Below are 24,138 nucleotides of genomic sequence, written 5' to 3' on the forward strand. Positions count from 1 at the left end.
CTTCTATAGTATGTGTGCTTCAGTAGTAACTATCCTTTTTTACAGGGCTTTACCTTTGGTTCTTTAACCAATTGTTTACCCAAAAAAGTGCTTCCTGCCAGTTTTCCATTCGGTATACATTGTCCGGGACGGGCAGACGATTGTATGGTGTATCCATGAGTATAACTGGGATCGAGCAAGCTTCAGCAATTTCACAGGCATTGTCATGCTTATCCTCGAAAAAAATATCCAACTGATGAGTAGTAATCGCAGCTATTTTATTATGGCTTCCGATAAGCTCAAGATGATGGTAAGGTATGTTGTTCCGTGAGAACCATTCTAAAGTGAGATCGTATAAATGCTGTCCCCTCGCACTTATGTAAATAAATTCATGTTTCTCTTTCCAAGCCTTAATGGCTTCTTGGAAGTAAGAGGCAATTGTTGCTTGTTCATAAATTGAACCTTCATGCTCTTTCATCCATTGAAAAAATTCTTCTGATGTGATTCCTAAGAGACCGGTTAAATCATAAGAAGTAATTTGGTCAAGTGTAATATTTTTTTTGAAATGTTGATTTAAATAAGGGATAAAAGTACCTGGGTCGGTTACAGTACCATCAATATCAAAACCAATCTTAATTTTACTCACTGTTTTCACCTCAGTCTTAGCATTGGAGCGATTTTTCAGTACATGTAAAGATTAACATCAATAATAATACGTTGTCGAGTCATACTATAAATGCTCCCCAATAACAGAAAGCGAGGGATCCAATTGACTGACTTTAATGATGACAAAAGATCACTTGAGCTTGAAGGTGGCGAGCGAGACTTTGACAACGGAAGGGTATATGAAGAGGAAACTGCAGCAGAAGTAACTCCTTTTGTAGGTGCTCGACCGTTTGAAGCAGAACAAACAGCTGAAGCAAACGCTGATACTGATGATGCAGCTGCTGGAAGAGGGGTAGGAACATTTGCGATTGTTCTTTCGATCCTTTCTTTATTCTTTTTACCAATTTTACTTGGTGCTGCTGGGATCATCGTAGGTTTTGTGTCCCGTAGAAATGGTGCCACAGCTTTAGGGAACTGGGCGATTGGTATCGGGGCAGTATCAATTATTATGACGGTGTTTTTCTCACCATTCTTTTAACGATATGGCATTGTAATAGCGGGGAGAGCATTCATTTTTAAATGGATGTAAGATGAGAAGCACACAACAATAGCTGTTGTGTGCTTCTTTATCTTTATTAAATATGAGATTTTAGTTGTTCATGGATGTCTTGGAAGCAAGTTCAGGAAGGGCGATGGCTTCGCTCACTGCGCGTACTTTAATAAGAAATACACTTATTAAAGTACTTTTAAAAGAGAGCAGTGGCTTCGCGCATCGCAATAAAGAAAAGACGGCCTGGCCGTTTTTCTTATGCTTGTGCAGCAATTTTTTCTGCAGCGATTTTATCAATTTCTTTTTTCAATTCTTCAACCATTGTTTCTTCCGGAACTTTTCGAACGATTTCTCCGTGTCTAAACAGTAGTCCCTCTCCACGAGCTCCAGCAATTCCAATATCAGCTTCTCTCGCTTCACCAGGTCCATTAACAGCACAACCTAGAACCGCCACTTTGATATTCGCTTTAATTTTCGAAATGTACTCTTCAATTTCATTCGCGATGCTAATTAAATCAATCTCAATACGACCACAAGTCGGGCAAGAGATTAGCGTAGCAGCATTCGCGGCTAAACCGAATGATTTCAATAATTCACGAGCGACTTTGATTTCTTCAACAGGGTCAGCACTTAACGATATGCGGACGGTATTACCAATACCCATATTTAAAATTGCCCCAAGACCTGCGGCACTTTTAATCGTTCCTGCGAATAATGTACCAGATTCTGTAATTCCTAAGTGAAGAGGATAATCAAAAGCTTTTGCTGCTTTTTCATATGCTTCGATGGCTAAGTTAACATCAGAAGCCTTCATCGACACAATAATGTCATGGAAATCAAGGTCTTCTAGAATTTTTATATGGTGGAGTGCACTTTCTACCATACCATCAGCTGTTGGATACCCATATTTTTCAAGAATTCTTTTTTCTAATGAACCAGCATTAACACCAATTCGAATCGGAATTCCTTTTTCTTTCGCAGCTTTTACAACCGCTTCAACCTTTTCTCTTTTTCCGATATTACCTGGATTAATACGAATTTTATCTGCGCCGCCTTCAATCGCTTTTAAGGCTAATTTGTAATCAAAATGAATATCAACTACTAGCGGTATTGAAATGCGAGCTTTAATAGCAGAAATCGCTTCAGCTGCTCTCATATCAGGACAAGCTACTCGTACGATTTGGCAGCCAGCTTCCTCTAAACGATGGATTTCTGCTACAGTTGCTTCTACATCGTGTGTCTTTGTTGTTGTCATACTTTGAACAACGACTTCATTATTACCGCCTATTTGAATATTCCCAACCTTTACAGGTCTCGTCTTTGTTCGATGAGTAACGTGGGTCATTTAACAATCGCCCCTTCAGACTTCAGGATAAAATATTGTGCGAAAAAGCACACACCGTATATTTTAGCAATAGCCTGTTTTGTTTGGCAAGAAATATCTTTTACTCTTGATGATAAAGAGGAAAGTTATATGTTTTTCCGATTTGAATTTCTTCTGGCTTGATGCCGTCATTTAATTCTTGGAAGTCGTAAACAATCTGACTAATAGAAGCTTGGACAGGAGCATCATGTAAATGTTCAACGATAGAAAGAACTGTATATCCGCTTTCTACGATGACCTCTTGGAAGGGGATGCTTGTCCCAGGTGAAGATGGTTGTGTAGTGTTTTCACTGTCGCTTTTTTGTTCTTGCTTTGATGCCGCTTCGGGTAAAGTCCCAGTCGTTAGGTCATAATAAGTACTATATAAAACAAGAATAATCACAAATGAAAAAAATAATTTCTTCATTAGCTTGTCCTCCTCAAAAAAACTCTTATATAACTTTATATGCATGGAAAAATATTTTATGCCAATTTATTATATTTTTTCGATAAAAATATTTTTTACGCATGATTTTTAAAGGAGCTCATAGAAATGGAACAAGCTATACCGAAAAAAATAGTGATGTTGGTTGTTAGTTTATTACCACTTATTATGGTACTTGGGAATTCGATGTTTATCCCGCTTATCCCAACGATTCAGTCAGAGTGGCAACTGACTCCTGTACAAGCAGGTTTAATATTAACTGTATTTTCTGTTCCGGCAGCACTCAGTATTCCGTTTATTGGGTTTTTATCGGATCGTATAGGAAGGAAAAGAATCGTATTAGGTTCTCTACTGTTATTAATGATAGGTAGTCTCTTTTCGGCTGTATCACCAAATGTAGGAGCTAATTTTGAATTGTTTTTAATTGGACGATTATTACAGGGGGTTGGAGCAGGGGGAACAGCACCGATTGCAATGGCCGTTGTTGGTGATCTTTTTTCTGGCAAAGAACGAAGTGAGGCTCTAGGGTTATTGGAAGTGTTTAATGGGACAGGTAAAGTGATTAGTCCGATTATAGGCGGATTGTTTGCAGCGATTTTTGTATGGTATGGTTCGTTTTATTTTTACTTTGTAGTAGCGCTGTTTGTCTTTGTTTGTTTGCTAAATGTGTTAAAAGGGAAAAGGGAGACTAGTAAGGCTGAAAGCATAACTATGTATTTCCAAACGGTTGTGCAAGTGTTTATTGGAAAATGGAAGTGGCTTGTACCCATATTTTTTGCAAGTGGTATCGGACTGTTTTTACTTTTTGGAATGCTTTATTTTCTGTCCTTTGAGTTAGAAGGCGTATATGATATTGTCGGTGTTCGTAAGGGTATGTATTTAGCCGTTCCTTTACTTGCCATGGCTCTTTTTTCTTACTGGACAGGTACAAGGATTGGGGAAGACAGTAATCGGATTAAAAAATCACTTTTTCTTGGTGCGATGTGTATCGTACTCGCCTTTATGTTACTGATTTCCTTTCACAAATTAATCGGGGTAATGGTGTGGCTATCCGTAAGTGCAGCTGGTTTGGGCCTGTTTTTACCTGCTTCTAATACAGCGGTTACCTCTTCTATTGGAGAAAATGAAAGGGGATTAATCGTGTCGCTTTATAATATGGTCCGTTTTTTAGGAGTTGCGCTTGGACCGATTGTTTTTAGTGTATGGATGGGAAACATAACGGAAATGTACTATATGACGTTTTTATTCTCAGCTTTAGCCATCCTGTTTCTAATCGTATTCTGGAAATGCGTGCCACTATTTAAAGAGTGTCCTTAACAAAGCCTTGTAAAAAAATTACTTTCCTTTTTTAGGCTAGGACTATAAAATAGGACTAACTACTCTATCTATATAGGTTGAAAAATTGTTTTCTATTCTTTAGAACCTACTCTTAGAGTATGATTCAAATGGATGAGGGTTTAAAACTGAAGGAGGTTGTTTATTTTGAAATTAAAACACAAGCTTATTCCGATATTTTTGATTGTTACACTGTTACTACCTGGGTTGGCATTTGCTGATGCTGTACCAGGTGAAGTGATGGTGACGCTAGGTGAGAATTTAACAGAACAACAGAAAACTCAAGTGTTAAACGAAATGGGTGTATCAGATGATGTTGAAATTATCTATGTAACAAACGCTGAGGAGCACCAGTATTTAGGGAATTATATTAGTAAAGCTCAAATTGGTACAAGAGCTCTTTCATCTACAAAGATTACAATGGGTGAGCCAGGCACTGGGATCATTGTTCGTTCAAATAATATTACTTGGGTTTCAGAAGCAATGTATGCTAATGCATTAGTTACTGCAGGTTTAAAAGATGCTGATATCTACGTAACCGCTCCATTTCCGGTATCAGGTACAGCTGGCTTAACTGGGTTAATTAAAGCCTATGAGATTACGGCTGACATTGAAATTCCTGAAGAACAAAAACAAGTAGCAAATGAAGAGATGGTCCGTACCGGTGAATTAGCTGAAAAAGTGGGTATGGAAGAAGCAACAGAGTTAATGAACCGAATTAAAGAAGAAATAGCAAAGAATCCGGTTGAATCAGAAGAGGATCTACGAGCGCTAATTCAACGTATAGCAAACGAGCTTGGAATTACGTTAACCGATGAGGAATTAAACGGTCTTGTTTCATTATTTATGCGTATGAAAGACTTAAATATTGATTGGGACCAAGTGCAAAATCAAATCGGACAAATCCGTGATAACTTAGGGGATTTTCTCAACCGAGAAGACACACAAGGATTTATTGCTGGATTCTTGGATTTAGTGAATAGAGTGATTGATGCAATTAAAGGATTCTTTAAATAAAATTTTATACTAACAAAAAATGGGTGCCCAAAAAGAGAATGTCTAATGGGCACCCATTTATCTTTACTTTATTCGAGAGTCATGGCATAAACATAGAAGGTATTGTATTATGTAGAAAGAGCGGTTAAATACTTAGGGGCTTAGTTTTACTTGCTAGGAACGCTGGTTCGGCTTTCATTGTTTCATGTTGTGGTTGTTGCTTTTTCAGATTGTTCCTTTTTTGTTTTGTCATTATTATCACCTCTAGTCATAAAGTGCCCCATTTTCTTTTTTTCATGATGAAACGATTTATACTTACATAACGTATATGATAGTGGTAGTAGTAAAGGAGGTTTTTATATGGAAATGTTAAATATTGCTTCAGTGGGCTTTTTAGTTGTTTTTCTAGGTACATTATTTTTAGTGGGTGAACTACTGGTTAGAGTAAAAGGGTTATTTGCTATCATAGGCATTGGAATTATGTCGGTTTATTTTACTTTTCACATTTCAGGAGAAGTAGGCTTATGGGTTGTGCTCTTATATTTAGTAGGATTAGTGTTGTTGATTGTTGATGGAAAAGTAGTCAATGATGGGACAATTGCTTTACTGGGGGCTATTTTAATGATACTAGCTCTAGCTATACCTTCACCTTCTATTATTTACGGTGTCCTCGTTTCGATGGGCTTTATTATTGGAGCATTTACTTCGCTGTTATTTCTTAAGGTTTTTCCTGCAAGAGACATGTGGGCAAAAATGACGTTGAAGGACAAAATGACAAATGAGCTTGGCTATAATTCATTAAATGAAAGTTACAAAGGGCTCGTTGGAAAAACAGGAAAGACAATAAGTCCGTTTAGACCAACCGGCACAGTGGTCATTGAAGGTCAACAGTACAGTGCCACGAGCGGGAGCCAATGGCTTGGTGAAAACGAAGAAGTAGAAGTGGTTTCTGTTGACGGAACAAGAATCGTGGTTAGAAGAATTGAACAGGAAGAAGAGAAAAAGGACTGATTCAAGAGAATCAGTCCTTTTCTGCTGGTGTAATTTGATCATTGCTTGCTGTTGGTGTTTTTGGTTTAGGTACATGCTTGATAACTTGACTAAGCATGACAACAGCTATAACCCAGTAAAAAGCAAAAGAGTAAGGTAACGTGATACCTAAAAAGTCGAGTACAGCGAATATCGTAGTTGGAAGAACAACTGCATATGCCGACAAAATCCATAAGTGTCTAAATTGTAAATTCTTTTTATCTTTACGAAGGATAAGACCAATTACCCCTAAGAAGGTTATGCCAATGAATTTCATAGCTGTAAAGAATAAGTATAACACGATAAGAATTACTGGAATTATGATCGGGAGCAAGTCCCCAAGACTAGTAATTAATACTTCAATATCGGCTTTGGTGAAATCGATATTACCTAGGTCACTATAAGGAATGCTTTCTGGATCACCATCAATGACCATAACAGCTTCCCTTTCCAGCAAAGCAAAACCATCACCATATTGAGCTATGTCCCGACTTGTTAATTCGCCCGTTGGATCAAGGATGAATACACCTTCGTCGCCTTGATTTATAAAAGGTTCATCTAAATCAGAATAAAGCACAGAGCTTTGAATCTCAAAATCAGGTATTTCATTTGAAAGACCTTCTTGAAGAGATTGAACTCCATTCGATACAAATAATGAAAAGTTAATCCCTATAGGTAATGATGTAATCGCCATTAATAAAAAAACAAACAGAATTGTTTTACCTATTCCTTGAAAACGGAAAAGGGCAATATCCTTTGGCGAGTGTAAGCTTTTAATAAACTGCAAAAATATATTCATTCAATGCCCTCCAAATTTGATCAATAGTAGTCCTTATTAATTGTAGCGAATCAAACCTAAGGAAACAACACTTTTTCCTATATTCTAAAAAATAATGAGGATGAAATAGCCAGTTCAGTAAACACTAAAAGTATAAAAAAGGATGATTATTATGGAACATTTACAAAGTATTTACATTCATTTTAATGCATAGAAAGATATTGTTAAGGATTTGTAAAGAGTGGTTTGTTATAGGTTTGAAAAGGGCTGGTATTATAATAAAATGGAATTGTCGAAAAATAATGGTGTTTACAATCGAAAAAAACTTAATAAATTCTTTACAATTTATTAATAAATACTCAATAATAAACAAGTACGATTGTAAAAGCTTGTCGAATAGATAAAAGCTAAAGGGAATTATTTTTGAAGGGATGAGTGGATTTGGATTTACAAACTTTGCTTTTTATGTTTTTTGGAGGTTTAGGGGTATTCCTATTTGGAATTAAGTATATGGGTGATGGCCTCCAAATGGTAGCTGGGGAACGACTACGAGAAATTTTAGACAGATTTACATCCAATCCAGTTATGGGGGTATTTGCAGGGCTTTTTGTGACTGTCCTACTGCAAACAAGTACGGGGACCACCGTATTAACGGTCGGGTTAGTTAATGCAGGTTTCATGACTTTAAAACAAGCTATCGGAGTTATCATGGGGGCCAATATTGGGACAACTGTTACAGCCTTCATTATTGGTATAAAAATTCAAGCATATGCTCTCCCGATTATTGCAGTTGGAGCTGCTATGTTGTTTTTCTTGAAAAATAAAAAGCTTAATTACTATGGACAAGTAATCTTTGGATTTGGTGCATTGTTCTATGGTTTAGATTTAATGGGAACAGGGCTAAAACCATTGCGTGAGGTACAAGCATTTGCGGACTTGACCGTTTCGATGAGTGAGAATCCTTTACTGGGTGTTCTTATCGGTACGATTTTTACTGTTGCCGTTCAAAGCTCATCGGCTTCAATCGCTTTATTGCAACAGCTCTATGAACAAGGGGCTATTACATTAAATGCGGCCTTACCTGTTTTATTCGGGGATAATATTGGTACGACAATTACTGCTATATTAGCTTCCATTGGAGCTTCAATCGCAGCAAGAAGAGCAGCATTAACACATGTTATTTTTAACCTAATTGGTACGGCTATTGTGCTAATTTTACTTGTACCATATTTAAATTTAATAAAATACCTACAAGTTGTCCTAGACTTAAATGAACCAATGACAATCGCATTCGCACATGGTATTTTTAACTTTTCGAATACGTTAATCCAACTTCCTTTTGTAGCGGTATTAGCGCTTATTGTTACAAAATTAATTCCTGGAGAAGAATATGAGATTGAATACAAAGCGAAGCATCTAGACCAACGCTTTATTAACAGCTCTCCAGCAATCGCACTAGGCCAAGCGAAAGAGGAAGTACTGCGAATGGGTGAGTTTGCTGAAAAAGGCTTAAATGAAGCAAAGCAATATTTGGTAACAGGGCAAAAGCGTCATTCAGAAATGACTGTTCAATTTGAAGAAGCGATTAATAACCTTGACCGTAAAATAACGGATTACCTTATTCAGATATCTGCAGGTTCTTTGTCAGAACATGATTCAAAAATGCACTCTGTGTTACTTGATACGGTCCGCGATATCGAAAGGATCGGGGATCATATGGAAAATATCGTTGAATTAAAGGATTACCAGCATGGAAACAAAGTAATCATGTCGGAAAGTGCAATAGAAGACTTGATTGAAATGTTTGATTTAACTATTGAAACTGTTCAAAGCGCAATGTCCTGTTTAGCGACGGGTGATAAAGATATGGCGTTATCTGTTGTTGCCAAAGAAGATCTAATTGATAAAATGGAAAGAAAACTACGTAAGAAACACATTCTTCGTATTAACGAAGGTAACTGTACAGGTTCGGCAGGGATCGTATTCGTTGATATCGTTAGTAACTTAGAGCGTGTGGGAGACCATGCCGTTAATATTGCAGAAACTGTAATCGAAGAAGTGCATTAATAATGTAATCTGGTCACTGGATTGCCAGTGACCAGATTTTACTATTTGCACTGAATTAATATATGTGTTATAGTAGTTCTTGTCCTCATTTTTCAGTACTAGTTAAATAATGTTGAAAAAAGATGTTGACTCAACATAGTTATCTCATGTACAATAACTATTGTCTTTATGAAATATTCCACAGTAGCTCAGTTGGTAGAGCAATCGGCTGTTAACCGATCGGTCGCAGGTTCGAGTCCTGCCTGTGGAGCCATACTTGGCGGTGTAGCTCAGCTGGCTAGAGCGTACGGTTCATACCCGTGAGGTCGGGGGTTCGATCCCCTCCGCCGCTACCAAGTAAATTTAATAAGATGGCGGTTGTGGCGAAGTGGTTAACGCACCGGATTGTGGCTCCGGCATTCGTGGGTTCGATTCCCATCAATCGCCCCATCTTTGGACCCTTAGCTCAGTTGGTCAGAGCGGTCGGCTCATAACCGATTGGTCGTAGGTTCGAGTCCTACAGGGTCCACCATTGTAAGTTGGAGGAATACCCAAGTCCGGCTGAAGGGATCGGTCTTGAAAACCGACAGGCGGGTTAAACCGCGCGGGGGTTCGAATCCCTCTTCCTCCGCCATACATACAAAGCTAACTCTCACTGTGAAAACTCACGGTGAGGGTTTTTTCGTTTTATGAGTACAGGAAGAAGAAGTCTTAAGTACTTAGAATGAGCAAATTCGAGAAGAGCACTGGCTGCGATCGCTACGTGTCAAACAAAAGAACCCCACTTTTGTTTGACTATAAAAGAAGGTAGCGGCTTCGCACAGTCCTTCTAAGAAAAAACGGCTTTGCTGTTTTTCTTATACAAACATCCACGTGAACAACCCTAGACCGATACAATAGATAGCAAAATAAGATAACTTGGCTTTATTGACCATTTGAATTAACCATTTAATCCCGACCAATGCAAAAACAAAGGAAGCTAGAAATGCAATACTGAGCTCAAAGGCCATTGTACTAAAATGCAGATTTAAGATGTCAGGCAACTTAATTATCGTAATTCCGCTTATCACAGGAATAGAGAGAAGAAACGAATAGCGGACAGCTGTTTCTTTGGAAAGACCACACCATAGGGCTGTAATTAGCGTACTTCCTGCACGCGAAATACCGGGTATGACAGCTAACGCCTGACCTAAACCAATGATTACCCCGTCTTTCCAAGACATTTCTTTCTCGGTACGATGTCCAAGTTTGACGCCATGTTCAATCAAAACTAAAAATAAGCCTGTTACAATTAACGCGACTCCGATAGTGGCAGGATTTAAAATCGATTCTCCGATATAGCTCTCGACAGCTTTTCCAGAAATCATAGTGACAACGGTAGCTAACCCAAGCAACCAGACGAACCGATAGTTAGCTTTAGCCGCGGGTGATTTGGTTCGACTATAAGTAAAAAAGTCTGTAACAAGTGCTAACAAGTCTTTACGAAAATAAAATAACACGGCTAGTAATGAAGCCAAATGAAGAAACACTTCAAATGCCAGTGGGTTTCCTCCGAATGATATTCCTAAAAGATGCTCAGCTAAAATAAGATGCGCAGAGCTTGAAATAGGTAAAAACTCAGAAATTCCTTGAATAATGCCGAGAATTAGTGCTTCCAGCCATGACATAGTTGTTCTCCTTTCATACGTGCTTGCTTGTCTATTGTTAGTACATCCTATTAGAGAAAACTTATTTTTATGTCACGGTTAGAATAGATATAATCGGGAATAGTACTATATGGTTGCATATGAATTGATTGTTTAAATTTTTTCTGCTAATCTAATACTTGAGCGACTTACTAAACATTTCTGTTGCTTATATTATTTACCATTTTTGAGGAAATGCTCAAAATTAAATGAGTTTAAGGAGGAATATGAATTATGGCTTATGAATTACCAGCACTACCTTATGCAGCAAATGCACTTGAGCCTCATATCGATGAAGCTACAATGAACATTCACCACGGGAAGCATCATGCAACCTATATTGCAAAGCTTAACGCGGCACTTGAGGGTCATGCTGACCTTGCTAACAAATCAATTGAGGAATTAGTAAGCAATCTTGATGCAGTTCCTGAAAGCATTCGTGGAGCAGTTCGCAACAATGGTGGTGGACATGCTAACCACAGTTTATTCTGGACACTTTTAAGCCCGAATGGTGGCGGAGAGCCTACTGGTGAACTAGCTGATGCGATTAACAGCACATTTGGAAGCTTAGATAGCTTCAAAGAGCAATTCGCTAATGCTGGTGCTAACCGTTTTGGTTCTGGTTGGGCTTGGCTAGTTGTGAATAACGGCCAGTTAGAAGTAACAAGCACACCAAACCAAGACACTCCACTAATGGAAGGTAAAACGCCTATCCTTGGATTAGATGTATGGGAGCACGCATATTACTTAAATTATCAAAATAGACGTCCTGATTACATTGCAGCATTCTGGAATGTAGTAAATTGGGATGAAGTTGCAAAGCTTTATAGCGCTGCAAAATAACATAACTGTAACGATACGAGGTCACTCACCTCGTATCGTTTTTTTAAGCTGTTAAAGAAACGCTGACACTCCCTTCATAAAAAACTCCAACCGACTTAGAAAAAAGTTTGTGCTTCCATAATTAAAAGGATATTGCATAAAGGTAAGGCTCTAGTGCAAACTAATGGCAAGTAAGGATGGTGGAGTCGTCGATGAAACATATTATGAAGAAAATGATTGGGGAAGTGGAAGTAAATCGAGACTTAACGTTACTGCTTGTGATTGGTGGAATGTATGCTTTAAGTATTGCGCTTTCGAATACGTTCGTTAATGTGTACTTATGGAAGCAATCAGGACAATTTTCTGACATTGCTCTTTACAATTTAGCCGCTGTGATTATGCAACCTATTACTTTTATACTAGCAGGGCGTTGGGCAAAGAAGATCGATCGTGTCATTGTCCTTCGGTTAGGAGTAAGTTTCCTATCCGTTTTCTTTTTTACTGTCCTTTTTTTAGGAAGTCGAGCAAATGAATATTTATTACTACTAGGTGCCTTATTAGGTATTGGTTTTGGTTTTTATTGGTTAGCGTTTAATGTATTAACCTTTGAAATCACAGAGCCAGAAACCCGGGTTTTCTTTAACGGATTTTTAGGACTAGTTACCTCCTTTGCAGGAATGATTGGCCCAATTTGTGCAGGTTTTCTGATTACTCGGATGGAGAAATTCACAGGGTATACTGTCATTTTTGCAATATCATTGACTTTGTTCCTGGCAGCAGTCATTACAAGTTTCTTTTTAGAACGACGTTCAGCAAAAGGTACATTTTATTTTACTCGAATATTGAAGGAACGAAAGAACAATGACAATTGGAAACATATTTTGCATGCTCACTTTTTTCAAGGTTTACGAGAGGGAACGTTTGTCTTTGTTATTTCTGTATGGGTCTATGTAACCACGCAAAGTGAATTAGCTTTAGGTACCTATGGTCTAGTGGCTTCAGCGGTATCCTTTGTTAGTTACTATGTCGCGACCCGAGTCATAAAAGAATCTTTCCGCAAAAAAGCTATTTTACTGGGCGGTATCATTCTTTATATGGCTATTTTCTTGATTATTTTCGATTTAACCTTTACGAAGTTAATCATTTATGCCATTGTGATTTCGATCGCTTATCCAACATTGCTTGTCCCTTATGTTTCATTAACGTATGATGTAATCGGTAAGGGATGGAAGGCAGCGGAAATGAGAGTAGAGTATATCGTCGTTCGGGAGCTATTTCTAAATGGGGGGCGAATTACCTCAGTCCTCGCATTTTTAGCAACAATAACCTTTTTTAATGAAGAGCAAGGGATTCCTATCTTGCTATTAGTTATTGGTGCAGGGCATTTAGTCATCTACTTCTTTGTTAGGAATGTGAATATGCCAACGAATGAAGGTGGACGTAATTATGCCTTCGCTCGCCAAGATAAAGGTGAAGGAGATGGCGGGGGAACGACGGTATAAAGATAGCTATGTTGTAAAAGCATGGGAAATAGTAAGAAGGCTTTGAATGACGTTATTAAGTATGCTATAATAACAGTATCAAATAAATGACCTGCCGTGTTTGTTAGCTTCTCCTTGTTTCGAACCTTGAATTTTGAAAGGGAGCTTTATATCAAAGAGATGACAGCATGCCTCCATGTGTGGAAGCTGAAATTTCTTTTGCGAGCACCCACCTACTTAGTGTAGGTTCATGAAACAATGAAGCAACGGCATTCGCGGGTTCCGTTTTAGACACCTAATGCTAGGTGTCTATTATTATGTATAGGAGGAAAAGGAAAGCAAATGGGGAACAATAAAAAAAAGAAAAATCATGTACCAACTAGACTCAATTTACTTTTCTTTGTCGTTTTTATACTTTTTTCCGCATTAATTTTACGTCTAGGTTTCGTTCAAATTGTTCAAGGTGAAGAATACGTGAAAGTGCTTGAACGAACGAGTAATGTTACCGCACGAATTGATGCACCAAGAGGATTAATGTATGACCGATTTGGTAATATTGTAGTCGACAATGAATTGGAATTATCAATCACTTATACTCCAGGAAGAAGCACAGGACATGATGAAAAACTAACGGTCGCTCGAAAGCTTGAAAGGTTAATTGAAGTCGATGAAGATGCTCTTTCTAAAATTACTTTTCGTGATAAGCAAGACTATTGGATTTTGTTACATCAGGAAGAAGCTAGAGCATTGGTGACTCCAGAGGAAAGAAGAGAGTTAGATGGAGACCCGAAAAAGGAATATGAGTTAACATTAAAACGAATTACAGAAGACATGCTTGAAACATTTACAGATGAAGAACTTCGTGTTCTTGCAATAAAACGAGAAATGGACAGAGGGTATGCTTTAGCGCCCCAACGGATTAAACAAGGAATTAATGAGGAAGAAGCTCATATTGTAGGGGAGCATCTATTTGAATTACCGGGAGTAGATATCCTACGAGACTCCTCTCGAAAATATGTCTATGGCGATACATTCAGAAGTTTATTAGGAAGAACAGGCTCAATACCAAGAGAGAAAATTGATTACTTTTTATCACGTGGCTATGAACGGTCTGACATTGTCGGCACGAGTTTTCTTGAGCTACAGTACGAAGAAGCTTTACGTGGTCAAAAAGCGCTTGTAGAAAGTGTAACAAGTCGTGGAACTGTCATTGGTGAACGAGAGCAACTTGGTCAACGTGGAAATGATTTAGTCCTTACCATCGACATGGAATTACAACAGAGTGTGCAAGAAATTGTAGATACAGAAGTGGAAGCAGGGGCAGCTTCATTTCTTGATAAAAAAGAAGCGTATATTGTCATGATGAATCCAAAGACAGGTGAAATTCTTGCTATTACTGGATACGATGGCGATGAGACCGGAGCACTAAATAAATCGTTTGCTATGGGGTCAGCTGTCAAAGGTGCGACAATGTTAGCTGGTTTTCATGAAGGTGTCGTTAGTCCAGGAGAGGTTATCTATGATAGACCAATTCAACTTCCTGCCTCTCCTCCAAAAAAATCACATGAAAACATGGGAAATATTAATGATTTAGTCGCTCTTGAGCGCTCTTCAAATATTTACATGTTCTATATTGCAATGCGTACGGCTGGCTATAATTATGGTTCGAATTGCTGTTGGCGAGATATTCCAGGAACGTATATGACATTACGGAATTATTATGGCCAGTTTGGTTTAGGGACAGAAACAGGTATTGATTTGCCTTCTGTTTCTTCAGGCCTTAGTGGTGGAGTTGGCTTACCCGGGAATCTGTTAGATTTATCGATTGGACAGTTTGATACGTATACCACGCTACAACTTGCGCAATACGTATCTACAATTGCTAATGACGGATATCGAATGCAACCTCACTTAGTTAAAGAAATAAGAGAGCCTAGTCGGACAAAAGAAGATTTAGGCCCGGTTGTGTATCAGCACCAACCACGCATTATGAACCGAATTGAGATGGCTGATAGTCATATTAAACGGGTACAAGAAGGATTTCGCCGGGTGGTTACTCCAGGCTATCGTGGAACATGGGGTAGTGCGGGCTTTTCGTATGAGGCGGCCGCAAAAACAGGAACGGCTCAGGTTCGAGTTCCTGTTGAAAGAAATGGAAATCGAGTTCTTCTTGATGGAAACAACCAAACGCTAGTTGCGTGGGCACCGTATGATGACCCTGAGATTGCGGTTGCGGTTGTTGTTCCACATGTAAGAACAAAAGATGCTTATCCTATCTCAAGAAGAATTATGAAAGAGTCAATGGATACGTATTTTCAATTGAAAAATGTAAGAAACGGTCCATTACGAGATGGAGAAGAACGAGTCAGTCCAACGAATGAAGATGTAGAAGAATAAGAAGAAACTTACACCTCTATGAAAAGGGTGGGACAAAAGGTAACAACCTTTTGTTTCACCCTCTTTTTTTGTAAGAAAGAGGGTGAAACAAAGAGGCTGTCCAAGTGGACACCCTCTATGAAATAATTTCAACAATTTCTTGGTAAGACATGTTACTATGCAAGGTAAATTCTCCTGCTTTTAAAGAACGAGAGACTTCTTGTTCTTCTAGGAATAAAATGAACGCTTCATCATCATCTATAATTTGAGCACGTTCTAATTGTTGCGCGATATCAACACTAGTCATTCCAGGTTCAATTACAATTGTAGCTTCATACACGGGCTCTTCTTGGTCTGTGTGACTTTCTACTGGATGCAATAAAAGGTCATATTGTTCTTGGTCTAACACGACAAAACCGTGTTCCTCTAATCTTTCAATCATTTCTGATGGTGTTAATTCTACCATGTGGTTCCCTTGATCAGGTTCTTCGTTTGAAGCAGTCTCAAAGAAATACATATAGCTTAAAATACAAGCTGCGATAAACAATCCTGCTGCAAGTCCTCGTAATCCGTTCTTTGTCATACGATGCCCTCCTTCTAGTCTTTCCGGAGGTAGGTCGCGAGTAATCTTTGTACATCTTGTTCGGTAATAGAAAGCACCTCAGCGATGTTATCAATTGAATAACCTGCCTCATAATACTGTACAACTTCTTGAATCATGTTGTCGACACTACGTTTAGTCGGAGAATTTGAGTAATAGGAGTCACTGCCAATTAACAATTCTTCTTCCACAATTTTAATTTTCTTTTTTAATTGATATATTTCCTGCATTAATGTGATGGAGAAGTTTTCGACTTGATTTTCTAAATCCTTTGTTCTGTCTTTCTGAAAAAAGGATAGGATGAATAAAATCAAGGAGACGAGAAACAGTCCAATAATAATATATTCCATCTTAGAAAGCCCCTTTCTGACTTTGCTTGTCCTATCATTATACATTAAAATGAAAACTCGTCGAATAGGAAGTCAAAACATGTTTGTGTCGTTTACATAGGTGATGGTAAAACGAAGTAATAAATCATCTCTTGTACCACCTATTAAACGCTAGTAAGATTAAGGTATTAGATGAAACTAGGTGAGAGTATGCTTGAATTTGAACGAGCAAAATTAGAGGTTGTAGTTACAACCCATACTACTTTGTATAGTTATTGGAAGCTATTAGCCGATAAAATACTACTAGCTGAATATGTGTGTCACCAGCCGTGGGAAAAGCTTTGCAAAATTTTAAAAGTGATTGAAGAGGATGAAGGTTTTGTATTCCAAGAACATAATGTAAATGGGACAGAAACCTTTATCCATGAACTGTCCCCGTTTAAGAGCTATAAGCTCTTGCTTGGAGTTACAACCGAAGACAATGGCTTTTTTTGTCTTCTTCAATCCGATGTCATTCATATGCCACTCTATGATAACGGTAGCTCACGCTTGAGTAACCAAAAAACAAGGAACGAAATGAGCTGGCAAAAAGGATTTGCTGGCTATTCGGTGGTTAGAAAGGAAAAATAAAATGAACCAGCCACAATCTATAGATTACCCTAACAAAAGAGAAACAAAACAGACGGTTTGTCTTCTAACGTTTGAGTTTCCTCCTAACTTATATGGTGGATTGGGTACTCATGTTGCTCAATTAAGTAAAGCTTTAGTAGAGCAAGGGATGGAAGTTCATGTAATTACCTATTCTTTAACTGGCTATAGAGAACAGGTTGTTGAACATGGCATCCATATCCATCGTCTTGATGTGGAAAATCATGATGATTTCTATCTGTTTATTGCTAATGTTAATCGGGAAATGGTTGAGTATGTGATTCATCTATCAAGTCAACTAGAGCTCAATGTGATTCATGGGCATGATTGGCTCGTGGGTACTGCATCTATGGTACTCAAAAAAATACTAAAGACATCGCTTGTGGTAACGATACATGCGTTAGAATACGGTAGAAATGGGGGGATTTCTACCCCACTCCAACAAAAGATTATGATGGTTGAAAAAAAAATGAGCTACGAGGCCGACCGTCTTATCGTTTGTAGTGAATATATGAAACAAGAGGTTAAAACCATTCTTTGTGTAGAGAGTAGTCAAATTGAAGTGATTGAAAATGGTGTAGAAATAAAACAAAAATCGCTACATTCACAACATCTATTAGTTTTTGCTTTAGGTCGATTTGTAGGTGAAAAAGGATTTCAAACCTTGATTAAGTCTGCAGCTATTGTAAAAAAAGAAGTCCATGGTGTTCAGTTTGTACTAGCTGGCCATGGGCCAATGCAGTCTGAACTTGAGAAACTATGTCAATTCTATGATGTCGCTGATTGTTTTACTATCATAGGATTCTTAACAGATACTGAAAAAAGGAAATGGTTCGAAAGGTCTTCAGTTGTAGTTGTACCAAGTTATTATGAACCATTTGGTATTGTAGCACTCGAAGCGATGTCACACGGGCGGCCTCTTATTGGAACGGAAACGGGGGGGTTGTCTGAAATCATTGACGGATATAATGGCATAAAAGTACCCCCTAAAGATGAAAATGCGTTAGCGACACATTTAATTACTCTATTACAGGATAGCAATAAAGCGTGTGAACTTGGAAATCAGGGATACGAATATGTGAAAAAGTATAACTGGACTACTGTAGCGCAAAAAACGTTGGATCTGTATAAAACAATATGATGTAGAAAGGATGAAGCATGTGCCGAAAGAGCTAGTGCTAGAGTACTGTCATCTCCTTGTTACAATTGATAAGGTATGGGATAATTAATACAGCGAACCATTATCATTACCTTTTTCAGTACCCTCTAATTACGGAATGTTCTTTAGAAAACTTTATTTGCTATTGGGCCAAGCTATGGATTGGACTAATAACTAGAGTAACAATCTTTGAGAAAAGAATATTACGGAAAAAGATGACTTGCCTGCCCAATGTTTTTTTGCTATCATTGTAAGGTATGAATGAAATCAAGACGGTTTGGAGGGAAAACACATGCGCGTAAATGTTACATTAGCTTGCACTGAAACTGGTGATCGTAACTACATCACTACTAAAAATAAACGTAATAACCCTGAACGTATCGAGCTAAAGAAATACAGCCCGAGACTTAAAAAGTATACGTTACACCGTGAAACAAAATAATTTTAGAAATGGCCTGCCAATCTTGGTATGGTCATTTTTTGTGAATAGAAAATTGGAGAAAGGACTTGTCTGATGGGAAAACAGGACCTGCGGGAACGAATAAAACATAGATTGATGCAAATTCAAGAATTTACTTTTGAACACAAATGTAAATTAATAGAGAAGCAAGTAATGTCGTTATCTTCCTGGAGAAAGGCACAAACGGTCGCGATCACAATTTCGAGAGGAACTGAAATACATACTTATCCGATAATTATGGAAGCATGGAAACAAGGCAAGACAATAGCAGTCCCAAAGACATATCCCAAAACAAAAAAAATGGAGTTTTTACTAATAGATTCATTCAAACAGCTAAAGCCGACTTATTTTTCATTGTTGGAACCAGTAGAAAGATGTCCACTAATTACAAAAGATAAATTAGATTTGGTTGTTGTTCCTGGGTTGGCGTTTGAACGAAGCGGGTATCGGCTAGGTTTTGGAGGAGGGTATTACGACCGATATCTTCAAGACTACAACGGGGATACTATTTCAATGGCGTTTGAAGAGCAATTGGTTGCGACCGTGTTCCCAGAGCAGTATGATATTCCTGTATCTACAATTGTTACGGAAAAACAAATTATCCACTGTCGTTAAGGATGAAAGTAAAAGGAGTTTTGGTTATGACTGAGCTAGACCGTTATTCTAGACAAATGCTTTTTTCTCCTATTGGAGAAGAAGGTCAAAAAAAACTTGCATCAAAAAAAGTGTTAATTGTGGGAATGGGAGCATTAGGAACCGTATTAGCGAGTCATTTAGTACGAGCTGGAGTAGGGCATGTGACTTTTGCTGACCGTGATTACGTAGAGAAATCTAACCTACAACGTCAAATTTTATTTGATGAAAATGACGTGGCTGCTTCCTTACCTAAAGCAATTGCTGCAGAAAAGAAGTTAAAAGCGATAAATTCAGATATTAAAATAGAGGGCATTGTTGCGGATGTCACCATTGACAACATGGATGACTTATTAAACGGTGTTGATTTGGTGCTAGATGGTACAGATAATTTCCAAACAAGATTTCTCATTAATGATGCCTGTTTTAAAAAAGGGATCCCCTTTGTCTATGGTGGGGCTGTAAGTTCACGTGGAATGTCAGCAATTTTTGTTCCAGGTGAAACCCCTTGCTTACGCTGCTTTATTAAAGAAGGAGAAACAGGTGGACAAACGTGTGATATGGTCGGTGTCATTTCCCCTGTAGTTGATATCGTTGCTTCTTTTCAATCTGTGGAAGCCTTAAAGTATTTGGTGTCGGCTGACAAGGCTAGAAGAAATAGCTTACTTTCTTTTGATGTTTGGAATTATCATATCTACGAATTGAAATATAAAAAGCAGGACCCGAGTTGCCCAACATGTAGTCTTCATCAATACCCAGCGCTCAAACGCTCTGAACAAGATTCAATTACATCGTTATGCGGAAGGGAAACCGTCCAAATTCATCTAAGAAAAGAATTTGATTTAAAAGAGTGGGCTGATAAATTACAAAATATAGGCACTGTTAAAGAAACACCGTTTCTGCTTCGTGTAGAATTAAAAGATCATATGAGGATGGTTCTTTTTTCAGATGGTCGAACTTTAATACAAGGAACAGAAGACGTCAGTCGAGCCAAGGCAGTATATAGCAAGTATATAGGGATGTAGTAAATATCCATATCGACATTCTAACGGACACACAAGCCTCTATTTAACATCCAAATTAGCTTTTACTAAATGGTACGGACACAGAGGCCCTTATTTTCAAAAAGATGAGCGATAGAGCCTATTTTTACGTAAATAAGGTCTGTGGTGTCCGTTAGACTTAAAAATATGGGAAAATAACTGAAATAAGGAACCTCATGTCCGTTGGAGTTCGCCGCGTCCTAGAGGGCAGTGGCTTCGCACACCGGAAATAACCCAATACGGCGTAGTCGTATTTTCTGAGAGAATAAAATATGGAGGGTTGCGCAAATTAGGATAGAGGAGGGATCGATATGATTTCAAGACTATTTTCATTTGTATTAATGATTTCAGGTTATTTTGCTTTTAAGTATCGATATCGTATTTTAAATAATTTGCTATCCCAACAGACGATAAGAAGATTACTCATTCGTTCGTCGATGAGAATGCCTTTTGTCCGTCGCCAAATCTTAAATAATTTTGTGTTTACTGACAGAAGATAAGAAAAGGCACTGTCTTAAGACGGTGTCTTTCTTTTGATCCCACGAAGATAAGCTAAAGAAATAGGGTGAGGGAGTATGCGGTGGCAAACGATTTGCTTTGACCTAGATAATACATTATATAGTCACGAACAAGCCTTTGAAAAAGCAATAAAACATTGTTATTCCTCTATATATCCTTTGTACGAAGCTACTATTGATACAGATATTTGGTTTCGTGTTTTTAAGCACCACTGTGACCTTTATTGGAGTTCATATGAACAAGGAGCGCTGTCTAGGCCAGAATATCAAAGGAAACGTTTTAGTGAAACGATGAAGTATTTTACATTATCTTATAGTGATAAGGAAAGCGACGTATTTCATCAGCAATACTTTGATATTATTGATGACTTTGTGACCCCTTTTGAAGGAGTAAAGTCATTATTACATACCTTACAAAGAACGGGTGTAACTCTCGGGATTATTTCGAATGGAAATGCAGTAGTACAACACGAGAAGGTTCGTAAGTTAGGGTTGACCTCCTTGTTTAATGGAATTTTTATCTCAGAGGACATCGGCGTGGAAAAGCCAGACGCTCGCATCTTTTCGTTTGCACTTGATAAGTTGCAACAAATCATTGCTGGTGGAGTTTTATTTGTTGGTGACGCATGGATTCATGATATTGTTGGAGCATTAGAGGCCGGGTGGGACGCCATTTACTTAAATACAAGGAATGAAAATCCGACGACAAACCATATTCCTTATAGACAATGTGAGACATTTTCACAACTTGCAACTATAATAAGAGAAGACACTAGGTTGAAGGGATGAGGACATGGAAGTTTTTCGTCATGACTTATTTTATTGGCAACTCGTTCATCATCTTGTGAAAAATGAAAAGATGAGAGTCATTGAAATAAGCCCAGACCGACAAGAAATTTGGCTAGAACAGGAAGGACCAAAGAGAAGTATCATTCGATTGGTTCGTAAAGATATCGATTGGAGCAATTGGTTGAAGCAAGATGTTCAGCGTGCGTATAAACGAATTGATTTTGTGAAAAAACAACTCGGATTTCGTACGATTGAAGCCGAGAATATTTATATCACAATGTATCCTCCTGTAGACTCTTGGGAGCCTATCATTGAAACACCGCAAACTGGGAAAAACAAAAAAACAGTAGTTTACTCTAGCATTATTCCTCAAGATCGTCGAGAAGAAGCGCTTCAGCCGATTTGTGAACGGCTTTCGGTTACGCAACCAACAATGCATCAGCAGGACATTGAAGAATTGCAACGAGAAGTCATAATGATAGCTGAACAACGACTAAATCAAGAAAAAGAACTGTTTGCATACGGTAAGACTCGATTTACATATGTATTATTAGCATCCATTGTAACGATGTTTGCGATGTTAGAACTAAACGGGGGAAGTACGCAAATGACAACGTTGGTTCAGTTTGGAGCAAAGTATAACCCCCTTATAGAACAAGGAGAATGGTGGCGCTTGGTTTCCGCGATGTTTCTCCATATTGGCTTGTTGCACTTATTTATGAATTCCTTAGCTTTGTATTATTTAGGTTCCGCTGTAGAAAAGATTTACGGCAGTGGTCGGTTTCTCATTATCTATTTTATAGCAGGTATTGTTGGGTCACTTGCTAGCTATGCTTTTAGCGAACAAATCGCCGCAGGAGCATCAGGTGCGATATTTGGCTGCTTTGGTGCCTTGTTATTTTTCGGTGTCATTCACCGAAGACTTTTCTTCCGGACGATGGGGATGAGTCTAATTATTATTTTGGCTATTAATTTATCACTAGGCTTTGCAGTTCCGGTTATTGATAATGCGGCTCATATCGGTGGATTACTTGGTGGATTCTTAGCTTCTAGCTTTTTGCACCTTCCTAAACATGCACGACATCGCTGGCAATTAGGGGGACTGGCACTTTCACTTGTTACGATTATTGCTTTAGTTTTTTTCGGCTTACATAATGACCAAAAAACGGGTTCACCCTTAATTCATTTGCAATACGCTCAAGAGCTTTTACAACAAGATGAATTTGAAAAGAGTTATCCATTATTAGTACATGTTGTTGAAAGTGAACCTGAAATGCCGGAAGCCCATTTTTTATTAGCATATGCTCAAGCGCATTTAGGATATTTTGAAGAAGCAGAAGAGCACCTACTCATTACGCTAGAGCTCAAACCTGATTTTCATGAAGCATACTATAATTTAGCGTTAGTTTATATTGAGTTTGAACATTATGATGATGCATTGAAAGCCGTTGAAAAGGCACTATCACTTTCATCAGATGAACAGTATAGTGCCTTACAGCAAAAAATATTAGAATTCTTGGATGGATAAGCTTTTTAATATCTGTACTTTTTGGCCATCACTCGTTTGAAAAACAATGACAAAGTGTTGTTTATCCTTTGCTAATAAAATGAGAGGGACGGAGCTGTCGATAGGACTTTTGACGCTACCGTCTTCTTGTTTTATTCCAAGGACATAGTTTTCATAAAGAGTTTCCCATATAAATCCGATAATATGGTCTGTGTTTTCTTCACTAAAACCTGGAAATGGCGTTTCCTGATAGTGAGCAAGTCTTGTTAACGGTATAAGCTCATAATTTTCAGCACGAATGTTATAGTAAATTAACAGGTCTTCCCATGTATACTTTAGTTGTTGATCTATGATGTTATCCAATAATTTTTTGCTTTCTAATTGTTTGTCACTTTCGGGGACTTTAAATGATGTAAGTGGTGTGAGCGGTGAATCTATGACATATAAATCATCGGTACTCATCATTTGTTTACTAGTAATTTCCTCATTAGGATAATGGATTTCTGAATGATGAAAGCTAATTACTTGATAATACCCACTATCTTCCCCTTGCACCTTCCTTTTTTGCTCAATTGTGTCTGTCTTATCTTTCCACGCTATCATCGAGTCCTTTAATTGTCCATCCTCAAACAGAAGTGAAACATCATGTCGTAAGTATGCGGTTCGGTCTAGCTTTGATTTCGTCTTCCATTCCATTACATACTCATCTTCATCTTCAAGCGTCACAACGAGTAATGATGAACTCGCATCCATATATTCAACATGGGGATCAGCCGGAAATAAAACAAGAGTTTCACGACTGTTGCTTGGGTTTAGAATTAAAAAAAGAGAAAGGATTAGGCCAGATAATACAATGGCTGTATATATGGTCATTCGTTGTATCTTTTTCATAAAACTCGCCTCCTATGGACAGCCTTTATGCTAAATCTATGCTTGGACTGCTTATTATATGAAAGGTTT

At 38.1% G+C, this 24,138-nt stretch carries 24 protein-coding genes, 5 tRNA genes and 1 other RNA gene; 22 read left to right on the forward strand and 8 right to left on the reverse strand.

What is annotated here, in order from left to right:
• Nucleotides 1-49: 49 nt before the first annotated feature.
• Complete coding sequence (locus BK585_RS07270; RefSeq protein ID WP_078552812.1) at nucleotides 50-625, reverse strand: 5' nucleotidase, NT5C type; 576 nt, start codon at nucleotides 623-625, stop codon at nucleotides 50-52.
• 123 nt (nucleotides 626-748) lie between these two features.
• Here BK585_RS07270 and BK585_RS07275 point away from each other — a divergent pair, with 123 nt between their 5' ends.
• On the forward strand, nucleotides 749-1,123 hold the full coding sequence (locus BK585_RS07275) for a DUF4190 domain-containing protein (protein ID WP_342744290.1): 375 nt from the start codon (nucleotides 749-751) through the stop codon (nucleotides 1,121-1,123).
• Between the two features lie 268 nt (nucleotides 1,124-1,391).
• Here BK585_RS07275 and ispG read toward each other — a convergent pair whose 3' ends face one another.
• Both ispG and BK585_RS07285 read right to left on the reverse strand, forming a co-directional pair.
• Nucleotides 1,392-2,480, reverse strand: coding sequence for a flavodoxin-dependent (E)-4-hydroxy-3-methylbut-2-enyl-diphosphate synthase (gene ispG / locus BK585_RS07280; RefSeq protein ID WP_078552814.1), 1,089 nt, complete (start codon nucleotides 2,478-2,480; stop codon nucleotides 1,392-1,394).
• A 100-nt stretch (nucleotides 2,481-2,580) separates the two neighbouring features.
• Nucleotides 2,581-2,925 (reverse strand): hypothetical protein, encoded by a 345-nt coding sequence (locus tag BK585_RS07285; RefSeq protein ID WP_078552815.1) that lies wholly within the window; start codon nucleotides 2,923-2,925, stop codon nucleotides 2,581-2,583.
• A 126-nt stretch (nucleotides 2,926-3,051) separates the two neighbouring features.
• Between BK585_RS07285 and BK585_RS07290 the strand changes: the two genes are divergently transcribed.
• The 3 genes from BK585_RS07290 (at nucleotide 3,052) to BK585_RS07300 (ending at nucleotide 6,285) form a co-directional block, all read left to right on the forward strand.
• Complete coding sequence (locus BK585_RS07290) at nucleotides 3,052-4,260, forward strand: MFS transporter (protein WP_078552816.1); 1,209 nt, start codon at nucleotides 3,052-3,054, stop codon at nucleotides 4,258-4,260.
• Between the two features lie 162 nt (nucleotides 4,261-4,422).
• Complete coding sequence (locus tag BK585_RS07295) at nucleotides 4,423-5,295, forward strand: DUF1002 domain-containing protein (RefSeq protein ID WP_419095560.1); 873 nt, start codon at nucleotides 4,423-4,425, stop codon at nucleotides 5,293-5,295.
• Between the two features lie 339 nt (nucleotides 5,296-5,634).
• Nucleotides 5,635-6,285 carry an NfeD family protein gene (locus BK585_RS07300; RefSeq protein WP_078552817.1) on the forward strand — a complete coding sequence of 217 codons (651 nt, stop codon included), beginning with the start codon at nucleotides 5,635-5,637 and terminating at the stop codon, nucleotides 6,283-6,285.
• 10 nt (nucleotides 6,286-6,295) lie between these two features.
• Here the strand turns inward: BK585_RS07300 and BK585_RS07305 are convergent, their stop codons facing one another.
• Entirely contained in the window at nucleotides 6,296-7,102 is an 807-nt protein-coding gene (locus tag BK585_RS07305; protein WP_078552818.1) for a DUF1189 domain-containing protein, read from the reverse strand.
• Nucleotides 7,103-7,546: 444 nt separating this feature from the next.
• Here BK585_RS07305 and BK585_RS07310 point away from each other — a divergent pair, with 444 nt between their 5' ends.
• From BK585_RS07310 to BK585_RS07335, 6 genes are all read left to right on the forward strand, one after another.
• Nucleotides 7,547-9,148, forward strand: coding sequence for a Na/Pi cotransporter family protein (locus BK585_RS07310; RefSeq protein ID WP_419095561.1), 1,602 nt, complete (start codon nucleotides 7,547-7,549; stop codon nucleotides 9,146-9,148).
• Between the two features lie 177 nt (nucleotides 9,149-9,325).
• Nucleotides 9,326-9,401: transfer RNA gene (locus tag BK585_RS07315), tRNA-Asn, on the forward strand.
• Nucleotides 9,402-9,406: 5 nt separating this feature from the next.
• Nucleotides 9,407-9,483, forward strand: a tRNA-Met gene (locus BK585_RS07320).
• Between the two features lie 18 nt (nucleotides 9,484-9,501).
• Nucleotides 9,502-9,577: transfer RNA gene (locus BK585_RS07325), tRNA-His, on the forward strand.
• A gap of 5 nt (nucleotides 9,578-9,582) precedes the next feature.
• A tRNA-Ile gene (locus BK585_RS07330) sits at nucleotides 9,583-9,659 on the forward strand.
• A 9-nt stretch (nucleotides 9,660-9,668) separates the two neighbouring features.
• Nucleotides 9,669-9,761: transfer RNA gene (locus BK585_RS07335), tRNA-Ser, on the forward strand.
• Between the two features lie 223 nt (nucleotides 9,762-9,984).
• Here the strand turns inward: BK585_RS07335 and uppP are convergent.
• Entirely contained in the window at nucleotides 9,985-10,794 is an 810-nt protein-coding gene (gene uppP, locus BK585_RS07340) for an undecaprenyl-diphosphatase UppP (protein WP_078552820.1), read from the reverse strand.
• A 252-nt stretch (nucleotides 10,795-11,046) separates the two neighbouring features.
• Between uppP and sodA the strand changes: the two genes are divergently transcribed.
• The 4 genes from sodA (at nucleotide 11,047) to BK585_RS07360 (ending at nucleotide 15,512) form a co-directional block, all read left to right on the forward strand.
• Nucleotides 11,047-11,655 carry a superoxide dismutase SodA gene (gene sodA / locus BK585_RS07345; protein WP_078552821.1) on the forward strand — a complete coding sequence of 203 codons (609 nt, stop codon included), beginning with the start codon at nucleotides 11,047-11,049 and terminating at the stop codon, nucleotides 11,653-11,655.
• 191 nt (nucleotides 11,656-11,846) lie between these two features.
• Nucleotides 11,847-13,136 carry an MFS transporter gene (locus BK585_RS07350; protein ID WP_078552822.1) on the forward strand — a complete coding sequence of 430 codons (1,290 nt, stop codon included), beginning with the start codon at nucleotides 11,847-11,849 and terminating at the stop codon, nucleotides 13,134-13,136.
• Nucleotides 13,137-13,221: 85 nt separating this feature from the next.
• A non-coding RNA gene (gene ssrS, locus BK585_RS07355) (6S RNA) lies at nucleotides 13,222-13,401 on the forward strand.
• Nucleotides 13,402-13,457: 56 nt separating this feature from the next.
• Nucleotides 13,458-15,512, forward strand: coding sequence for a peptidoglycan D,D-transpeptidase FtsI family protein (locus BK585_RS07360; RefSeq protein ID WP_078552823.1), 2,055 nt, complete (start codon nucleotides 13,458-13,460; stop codon nucleotides 15,510-15,512).
• Between the two features lie 115 nt (nucleotides 15,513-15,627).
• Here BK585_RS07360 and BK585_RS07365 read toward each other — a convergent pair whose 3' ends face one another.
• The gene (locus BK585_RS07365) at nucleotides 15,628-16,074 is read right to left on the reverse strand and encodes an endolytic transglycosylase MltG (RefSeq protein WP_078552824.1); all 447 of its coding nucleotides are present in this window, start codon (nucleotides 16,072-16,074) and stop codon (nucleotides 15,628-15,630) included.
• A 14-nt stretch (nucleotides 16,075-16,088) separates the two neighbouring features.
• Complete coding sequence (locus tag BK585_RS07370) at nucleotides 16,089-16,442, reverse strand: peptidase M16 family protein (RefSeq protein ID WP_078552825.1); 354 nt, start codon at nucleotides 16,440-16,442, stop codon at nucleotides 16,089-16,091.
• 189 nt (nucleotides 16,443-16,631) lie between these two features.
• Here BK585_RS07370 and BK585_RS07375 point away from each other — a divergent pair, with 189 nt between their 5' ends.
• The 8 genes from BK585_RS07375 (at nucleotide 16,632) to BK585_RS07410 (ending at nucleotide 23,199) form a co-directional block, all read left to right on the forward strand.
• Entirely contained in the window at nucleotides 16,632-17,051 is a 420-nt protein-coding gene (locus tag BK585_RS07375) for a hypothetical protein (protein ID WP_078552826.1), read from the forward strand.
• A gap of 1 nt (nucleotide 17,052) precedes the next feature.
• The gene (locus BK585_RS07380) at nucleotides 17,053-18,210 is read left to right on the forward strand and encodes a glycosyltransferase family 4 protein (protein WP_078552827.1); all 1,158 of its coding nucleotides are present in this window, start codon (nucleotides 17,053-17,055) and stop codon (nucleotides 18,208-18,210) included.
• A gap of 310 nt (nucleotides 18,211-18,520) precedes the next feature.
• The gene (gene rpmG / locus BK585_RS07385) at nucleotides 18,521-18,670 is read left to right on the forward strand and encodes a 50S ribosomal protein L33 (protein ID WP_078552828.1); all 150 of its coding nucleotides are present in this window, start codon (nucleotides 18,521-18,523) and stop codon (nucleotides 18,668-18,670) included.
• A gap of 72 nt (nucleotides 18,671-18,742) precedes the next feature.
• Nucleotides 18,743-19,303 carry a 5-formyltetrahydrofolate cyclo-ligase gene (locus BK585_RS07390; RefSeq protein ID WP_078552829.1) on the forward strand — a complete coding sequence of 187 codons (561 nt, stop codon included), beginning with the start codon at nucleotides 18,743-18,745 and terminating at the stop codon, nucleotides 19,301-19,303.
• Nucleotides 19,304-19,329: 26 nt separating this feature from the next.
• Entirely contained in the window at nucleotides 19,330-20,346 is a 1,017-nt protein-coding gene (locus BK585_RS07395) for a ThiF family adenylyltransferase (protein ID WP_078552830.1), read from the forward strand.
• 329 nt (nucleotides 20,347-20,675) lie between these two features.
• Nucleotides 20,676-20,864 (forward strand): hypothetical protein, encoded by a 189-nt coding sequence (locus BK585_RS07400; protein WP_078552831.1) that lies wholly within the window; start codon nucleotides 20,676-20,678, stop codon nucleotides 20,862-20,864.
• 75 nt (nucleotides 20,865-20,939) lie between these two features.
• Nucleotides 20,940-21,671, forward strand: a complete 732-nt coding sequence (locus BK585_RS07405) for an HAD family hydrolase (protein WP_078552832.1) — start codon at nucleotides 20,940-20,942, stop codon at nucleotides 21,669-21,671.
• 4 nt (nucleotides 21,672-21,675) lie between these two features.
• The gene (locus BK585_RS07410) at nucleotides 21,676-23,199 is read left to right on the forward strand and encodes a rhomboid family intramembrane serine protease (RefSeq protein ID WP_078552833.1); all 1,524 of its coding nucleotides are present in this window, start codon (nucleotides 21,676-21,678) and stop codon (nucleotides 23,197-23,199) included.
• Here BK585_RS07410 and BK585_RS07415 read toward each other — a convergent pair.
• Complete coding sequence (locus BK585_RS07415; protein WP_078552834.1) at nucleotides 23,179-24,069, reverse strand: hypothetical protein; 891 nt, start codon at nucleotides 24,067-24,069, stop codon at nucleotides 23,179-23,181. The two genes, BK585_RS07410 and BK585_RS07415, sit on opposite strands and share 21 nt — an antisense overlap.
• Nucleotides 24,070-24,138: the final 69 nt, after the last annotated feature.

The organism is Bacillus alkalicellulosilyticus (genome assembly GCF_002019795.1).
GTDB classification, from domain to species: Bacteria; Bacillota; Bacilli; order Bacillales; family Bacillaceae_F; genus Bacillus_AO; species Bacillus_AO alkalicellulosilyticum.